This window comes from Paracoccus cavernae (genome assembly GCF_042430175.1).
Lineage (GTDB): Bacteria > Pseudomonadota > Alphaproteobacteria > Rhodobacterales > Rhodobacteraceae > Paracoccus > Paracoccus cavernae.
Map to the genome: position 1 here is coordinate 307,894 of NZ_JBHMDZ010000006.1, position 6,002 is coordinate 313,895.

The 6,002-nt window shown below is 59.2% G+C and carries 10 protein-coding genes; all 10 read right to left on the reverse strand.

Going from position 1 to position 6,002, the window contains the following annotated elements; translation table 11 throughout:
- Positions 1-55 precede the first annotated feature (55 nt).
- The gene (gene rplP / locus ACFFUC_RS08360) at positions 56-469 is read right to left on the reverse strand and encodes a 50S ribosomal protein L16 (protein ID WP_377685267.1); all 414 of its coding nucleotides are present in this window, start codon (positions 467-469) and stop codon (positions 56-58) included.
- A 13-nt stretch (positions 470-482) separates the two neighbouring features.
- Entirely contained in the window at positions 483-1,199 is a 717-nt protein-coding gene (gene rpsC / locus ACFFUC_RS08365) for a 30S ribosomal protein S3 (RefSeq protein ID WP_377685269.1), read from the reverse strand.
- Entirely contained in the window at positions 1,199-1,579 is a 381-nt protein-coding gene (gene rplV / locus ACFFUC_RS08370; RefSeq protein ID WP_377685271.1) for a 50S ribosomal protein L22, read from the reverse strand. Before rplV ends, rpsC begins: the two co-directional genes overlap by 1 nt.
- Before the next feature lie 5 nt (positions 1,580-1,584).
- Positions 1,585-1,863 (reverse strand): 30S ribosomal protein S19, encoded by a 279-nt coding sequence (rpsS, locus tag ACFFUC_RS08375; protein WP_377685273.1) that lies wholly within the window; start codon positions 1,861-1,863, stop codon positions 1,585-1,587.
- A 3-nt stretch (positions 1,864-1,866) separates the two neighbouring features.
- Positions 1,867-2,703, reverse strand: a complete 837-nt coding sequence (gene rplB, locus ACFFUC_RS08380) for a 50S ribosomal protein L2 (RefSeq protein ID WP_377685274.1) — start codon at positions 2,701-2,703, stop codon at positions 1,867-1,869.
- Between the two features lie 91 nt (positions 2,704-2,794).
- Complete coding sequence (locus ACFFUC_RS08385) at positions 2,795-3,103, reverse strand: 50S ribosomal protein L23 (protein ID WP_377685276.1); 309 nt, start codon at positions 3,101-3,103, stop codon at positions 2,795-2,797.
- Positions 3,100-3,720, reverse strand: a complete 621-nt coding sequence (gene rplD / locus ACFFUC_RS08390) for a 50S ribosomal protein L4 (protein WP_377685278.1) — start codon at positions 3,718-3,720, stop codon at positions 3,100-3,102. Before rplD ends, ACFFUC_RS08385 begins: the two co-directional genes overlap by 4 nt.
- Complete coding sequence (rplC, locus tag ACFFUC_RS08395; RefSeq protein ID WP_377685310.1) at positions 3,720-4,451, reverse strand: 50S ribosomal protein L3; 732 nt, start codon at positions 4,449-4,451, stop codon at positions 3,720-3,722. Before rplC ends, rplD begins: the two co-directional genes overlap by 1 nt.
- A gap of 13 nt (positions 4,452-4,464) precedes the next feature.
- Positions 4,465-4,773 (reverse strand): 30S ribosomal protein S10, encoded by a 309-nt coding sequence (gene rpsJ, locus ACFFUC_RS08400; RefSeq protein WP_010400227.1) that lies wholly within the window; start codon positions 4,771-4,773, stop codon positions 4,465-4,467.
- A gap of 181 nt (positions 4,774-4,954) precedes the next feature.
- On the reverse strand, positions 4,955-5,845 hold the full coding sequence (locus ACFFUC_RS08405) for a hypothetical protein (protein ID WP_377685280.1): 891 nt from the start codon (positions 5,843-5,845) through the stop codon (positions 4,955-4,957).
- Positions 5,846-6,002: the final 157 nt, after the last annotated feature.

The following is a 6,002-nucleotide window of genomic DNA, read 5'->3' on the forward strand; positions in this document are numbered from 1 at the left end:
AAAGCCCCGCCATTGGCGGGGCTTCTTGATGTGCAAGCTTTACGCCTGCCCGATCTTACCAGTCTTCGCGCTGGACGATGCGGGTCAGGACCGGAAGCTTCATCGCGCCGAGACGCAGTGCTTCACGAGCGATTTCATCGCTCACACCATCGATCTCGAACATGATGCGACCGGGGTGCACGCGGGCCGCCCAAAAGTCGACCGAGCCTTTACCTTTACCCATCCGGACTTCGGTGGGCTTACCGGTGACCGGCAGATCCGGGAAAATACGGATCCAAACGCGGCCTTGGCGCTTCATGTGGCGGGTGATCGCACGACGAGCAGCTTCGATCTGGCGCGCGGTGACACGCTCCGGTTCGGTTGCTTTGAGCGCGAAGGAGCCGAAGTTCAGGTTGAAGCCGCCTTTGGCTTCGCCGTGGATCCGGCCCTTGTGCTGTTTGCGGAACTTCGTCCGTTTCGGTTGCAGCATTTGCTTCTACTCCTTAGCGCGCGTCGCGGTCACGACGCGGTCCGCGCGGCGCCGGACCTTCTTGTGCTTCGTTAGCACGACGGTCGTGGGCCTGCGGATCATGTTCCATGATCTCGCCTTTGAAGATCCAAACCTTGATCCCGATGATACCATAGGGAGTCATGGCTTCCGACAAAGCATAGTCGATGTCGGCGCGAAGCGTGTGCAGCGGCACGCGGCCTTCACGGTACCATTCGGTACGCGCGATTTCCGCACCACCCAGACGACCGGCAACGTTCACACGAATGCCGAGAGCGCCCATACGCATTGCGTTCTGGACCGAGCGCTTCATCGCGCGACGGAACGAAACGCGACGCTCGAGCTGCTGAGCGATCGATTCTGCGACCAGCTGCGCGTCGAGTTCCGGCTTGCGGACTTCGACGATGTTCAGGTGCAGTTCCGAAGCCGTGAAGTTTGCCAGCTTCTTGCGCAGCGTCTCGATATCGGCGCCTTTTTTGCCGATGATGACACCCGGACGAGCAGCGTAAATGGTGACGCGTGCTTTTTTGTGCGGGCGCTCGATGATGACGCGGCTGATGCCGGCCTGCTTGGCTTCCGTGTGGATGAAGTCACGGATCTTCAGGTCTTCCAGCAACAGGTTGCCGTAGTCCTTGTCATCCGCATACCAACGGCTGTCCCAGGTGCGGTTGACCTGGAGACGCATACCGATCGGGTTTACTTTCTGACCCATTACGCTTGCTCCTCGACCTGACGCACCTTGATGGTGATTTCCGAAAACGGCTTCATGATCTTGCCATAACGGCCACGTGCACGCGGGCGACCGCGCTTCATGACGAGGTTCTTGCCGACCCAAGCTTCGGCGACGACGAGACCGTCGACGTCGAGGTTGTGGTTGTTTTCAGCGTTGGCGATGGCCGACTGAAGGCATTTCTTCACGTCGATCGCGACCCGTTTTTTCGAGAAGGTCAAATCGGCCAGAGCCTTTTCAACTTTCTTGCCACGGATCATTGCTGCAACCAGGTTCAGCTTCTGAGGCGAGGTGCGAAGCATTTTGATCTTCGCGAAGGCCTCGTTATCCGCCACGCGGCGCGGATTCTGTTCCTTACCCATGGGGATTACTTCCTCTTCGCTTTCTTGTCAGCTGCGTGACCATAATAGGTCCGCGTCGGCGAGTACTCACCGAACTTCTGACCGATCATCTCTTCGCTGACCGTAACCGGGATATGCTTGTGGCCGTTGTAGACCCCGAAGGTCAGACCAACGAATTGCGGCAGAATCGTCGAACGACGCGACCAGATCTTGATCACATCCGACTTACCCGAATCGCGCGCTTTTTCCGCTTTTTTCAGCAGATAGGCGTCAACAAAAGGGCCTTTCCAAACAGAACGTGCCATAGGTTAACGCCCCTTCTTCGCTTTGCGCGACCGCAAGATAAACTTGTCCGTCGTCTTGTTCGTACGGGTCTTGGTACCTTTGGTACCCTTACCCCAGGGGGTAACCGGGTGACGGCCACCCGAAGTACGGCCTTCACCACCACCATGCGGGTGGTCGATCGGGTTCATTGCAACGCCGCGGACGCTCGGGCGGATGCCCTTGTGACGGTTGCGGCCTGCTTTACCGAAGTTCTGGTTCGAGTGGTCGGCGTTCGAAACCGCACCAACCGTCGCCATGCACTCCTGACGAACGAGACGCAGCTCGCCCGAGGACAGACGGATCTGCGCATAGCCACCGTCACGACCCACGAACTGGGCGTAGGTGCCGGCCGAACGTGCAATCTGGCCACCTTTGCCGGCTTTCAGCTCGACGTTGTGGACGATCGTACCGATCGGCATGCCCGAGAAGGGCATCGCGTTGCCCGGCTTCACGTCGACTTTCGCGCCGGCGACAACCTGGTCACCAACGGCAAGGCGCTGCGGAGCAAGGATATAGGCCAGCTGGCCGTCTTCGTATTTCACCAGTGCGATGAACGCGGTCCGGTTCGGGTCATATTCGATCCGCTCGACGATCGCCGGCATATCGAATTTGTTACGTTTGAAATCGACAATGCGATACAGACGCTTCGCCCCGCCACCCTGGCGGCGCATCGTGATCCGTCCGGTATTGTTCCGGCCGCCGTGCTTGGTCAAACCCTCGGTGAGGGATTTGACCGGGCGCCCTTTCCAAAGCTCCGAACGGTCGATCAGAACCAGCCCACGCTGGCCAGGCGTCGTCGGTTTATACGACTTGAGTGCCATGCTTTCTGTCTTCCGTTGCTTTGGACCTGTAGGTCCGTTTCGTCAAAAGATGTACGGCCCCGGTAAGGGGGCCGTAGATTCGTCGCTCTTATCAGAGACCAGTGGTCACGTCGATGGTGTTACCAGCCTCGAGCGTGACATAGGCTTTCTTGACGTCCGAACGGACACCCGGGCGGCCTTTGAAGCGCTTGGTCTTGCCTTTGGTGATGGTGGTGTTGACCGCCTTCACCTTGACGCCGAACAGCGTTTCGACTGCTTCTTTGATCTGCGGCTTGTTGGCCGATTTGGCGACCTGGAAAACCACACCGTTGTTTTCACCGATAAGCGTTGCTTTCTCGGTGATCAGCGGCTTGACGAGAACGTCGTAGTGTTCCGGTTTAGCTTTGGTTTCTTTGCTCATTTCAGGCGAGCCTCCAGAGCTTCGACACCAGCGCGCGTGATCACCAGCGTGTCACGCTTGAGGATGTCATAAACGTTGGCACCCATCGACGGCAGGATATCCACGCCTTCGATGTTGCGTGCTGCGCGGGCGAAATCTTGGTTCACTTCGGCACCGTCGATGACCAGAACGCGCTTCCAGCCGTTCTCTTTGACCGCTTTTGCGACCGCCGAGGTTTTGGCTTCTGCGAGGTTCAGGCTATCCACGATCACCAGCTCGCCTGCAGCAAATTTTGCCGACAGAGCGTGCTTGAGACCCAGAGCACGGACCTTCTTGGGCAGGTCGAACGCGTGCGAACGCGAGACCGGGCCCTTGTAGACACCACCCGAACGGAAGATCGGAGCCTTGCGGGAACCGTGACGTGCGCCACCGGTGCCTTTTTGGCGGTAGATCTTCTTGGTCGAGTAGCTGACGTCCGATTTGCCGAGCGTCGAGTGCGTACCCTGCTGGGCGCGAGCGCGCTGCCAGCGGACGACGCGGTGCAGAAGGTCTGCACGCGGCTCGAGACCGAAGATGTCATCGCTCAGTTCGATATCACCGGCTTTGCCGGCGTCGAGCTTGATCACATCAAGTTTCATCAGTTATCTCCTTCCGGCGCAGCGGCTTCAGCAGAGACTTGAGCTTCGGCAACAGCCGAACCACGCGTCGCAGCCGGGAAGACCGTGTTTTCAGCCAGCGGCTTCTTCACGGCGTCCTTGATGGTGACCCAGCCGCCTTTCGAACCCGGAACCGAACCTTTGACCATGATCAGGCCGCGGTCGGAATCGGTACGAACGACTTGGAGGTTCTGGGTGGTGACGCGAACGGCACCCATGTGGCCAGGCATTTTCTTGCCCTTGAACACTTTACCCGGATCCTGACACTGACCGGTCGAACCGATCGAGCGGTGCGAAACCGAGACACCGTGCGAAGCGCGCAAACCACCGAAGTTGTGGCGCTTCATACCACCAGCAAAGCCTTTACCGATCGAGGTACCCGCGATGTCGACGAACTGACCTGCAAAGTAGTGATCAGCGATGATTTCTTCGCCGACTTCCACCAGGTTGTCTTCGGTGACGCGGAATTCCGCGATCTTGCGCTTCGGGCCGACATTGGCCTTGGCAAAGTGACCACGCATCGGGCCGGACACGCGCTTGGCTTTCGCCTCGCCCGCACCGAGCTGCAGCGCCACATAACCGTCACGGTCAATGGTACGCTGAGCGACGACCTGAAGGTTGTCGAGTTGGAGAACGGTCACAGGAACCTGCTTGCCGTCCTCGAGGAAGAGGCGGGTCATACCCAGCTTCTTCGCGATTACACCAGTCCGCAGCATATTGACCTCCTCAGACTTTGATCTCGACGTCCACGCCGGCGGCGAGGTCGAGCTTCATCAGGGCGTCAACGGTCTGCGGGGTCGGGTCGACGATGTCGAGCAGACGCTTGTGGGTACGGATTTCCCACTGGTCACGCGATTTTTTGTCGATATGGGGGCCGCGCAGAACAGTGAATTTTTCAATTTTGTTCGGCAGCGGGATCGGGCCACGAACCTGAGCGCCGGTGCGCTTGGCAGTGTTCACGATTTCCTGCGTGCTGGCGTCCAGAACGCGGTAATCGAATGCCTTCAGCCGGATGCGGATATTCTGGCTTTGCATAGTCATCCCTCTTGCGGGGAGTTCCAGTTGAGAGGCTGACAACACACCATGCGCCGCCAGCGTCGAACCGTAAAAAATGCAGGCCGCCCTTATTTTTGGCGACCTCGCACATAGCCAATGATTCCCCTTGAATCGGAGAAGTGTCGGCGATGCGGCTAAATGCATGAAATAGGGCGACAGGTCAAGCGCTGTCGCTGGTGCGCTCCGATTTGGCGAAAAGCGTGTGGCTTGCGCCCAATCCGCAAGCCGGTGTGGCTTCCAGCTGCGCGATTATCCCCTGCATCAGGTTTTCGAGCGTCTCGTTTCCCGTGGCCCGCGCGTCGTCGCGATAACGGACGGCAAGGTCATAAAACGCATCCCATGTCGTGATGGCAACCCCCATCCGCCTCGCGACAGACCGGAAGGCCTCGGGATACCGGCCCAAAAGATCCCGCAGCCTTGCCTTCTTGGTATGGGCTTGCGGATCGCTCAGGATCGCGGCCCTCGCCTCGGGATCGTCGAGGTACAGATCCTTGCGCACCCCCGCGACGGCAGATTGCGGCGCGAGATAGACCAGCCCCGCATGGGGTCGCGGACCATGCGTCATCTCCTCAAGCGCGGTCAACATCACATATTTCAGATATTGCTCGACCGAGGTCCGCGCGCCCAGCTTCATCTCCATCATGACGGTCGAATTTTCGCTGATGTAAAAGCCGTCATGCTGCGTGAACTGGTTCGCCGAATAGCGGGCATGGCGCGCCAGCACCTCGCGACCGATCGTCCGGATGCACCCGACGGGAGAAATCCCCAAAGGTGCAAAGAACGCCTCCTCCAGAAAGCGGCCCGGCGCGATGGCGAGGGCCACTTCAAGAAGCTGGTTCAGCAGCTCCTCGCTACCGGAAAGCCCGCTTTTCCAAACTGCGCCGGTCGACCCGCGCCGATAAAGCGAGCGTCCCCCCGAGAGCAACTCCTTGGGAACAAGATAGTGCTGCCCGTCGGGCGATAGCGCGGCCCTGACGGTCGAAAGACCGATCATTTTGGGCGTCCAGTAAATCTGGTCGAGGTTGTCGAAAAGCTTGTCGTTCCAGCCCACCCCTCCCCTCCCCCTTCTCTTTCATGCGGGCAATATCCCGGGGTCCGGGGCAGCGCCCCGGCTTGGCGCCGCCGGCCTGATGATAGCGCCGCCAATGAAAAAGGCCCGCCCCTTTCGGGACGGACCTTCTTTCGTATCACCGGACCGGTAGGGGCGT

Bases quoted from the DNA above. Each gene is read 5' to 3' on its own strand.
- rplP (WP_377685267.1), bottom strand. From the start codon at position 469: ATGCTGCAACCGAAACGGACGAAGTTCCGCAAACAGCACAAGGGCCGG.
- rpsC (WP_377685269.1), bottom strand. From the start codon at position 1,199: ATGGGTCAGAAAGTAAACCCGATCGGTATGCGTCTCCAGGTCAACCGC.
- rpsS (WP_377685273.1), bottom strand. From the start codon at position 1,863: ATGGCACGTTCTGTTTGGAAAGGCCCTTTTGTTGACGCCTATCTGCTG.
- rplD (WP_377685278.1), bottom strand. From the start codon at position 3,720: ATGAAACTTGATGTGATCAAGCTCGACGCCGGCAAAGCCGGTGATATC.
- ACFFUC_RS08385 (WP_377685276.1), bottom strand. From the start codon at position 3,103: ATGAGCAAAGAAACCAAAGCTAAACCGGAACACTACGACGTTCTCGTC.
- rplB (WP_377685274.1), bottom strand. From the start codon at position 2,703: ATGGCACTCAAGTCGTATAAACCGACGACGCCTGGCCAGCGTGGGCTG.
- rplV (WP_377685271.1), bottom strand. From the start codon at position 1,579: ATGGGTAAGGAACAGAATCCGCGCCGCGTGGCGGATAACGAGGCCTTC.
- rpsJ (WP_010400227.1), bottom strand. From the start codon at position 4,773: ATGCAAAGCCAGAATATCCGCATCCGGCTGAAGGCATTCGATTACCGC.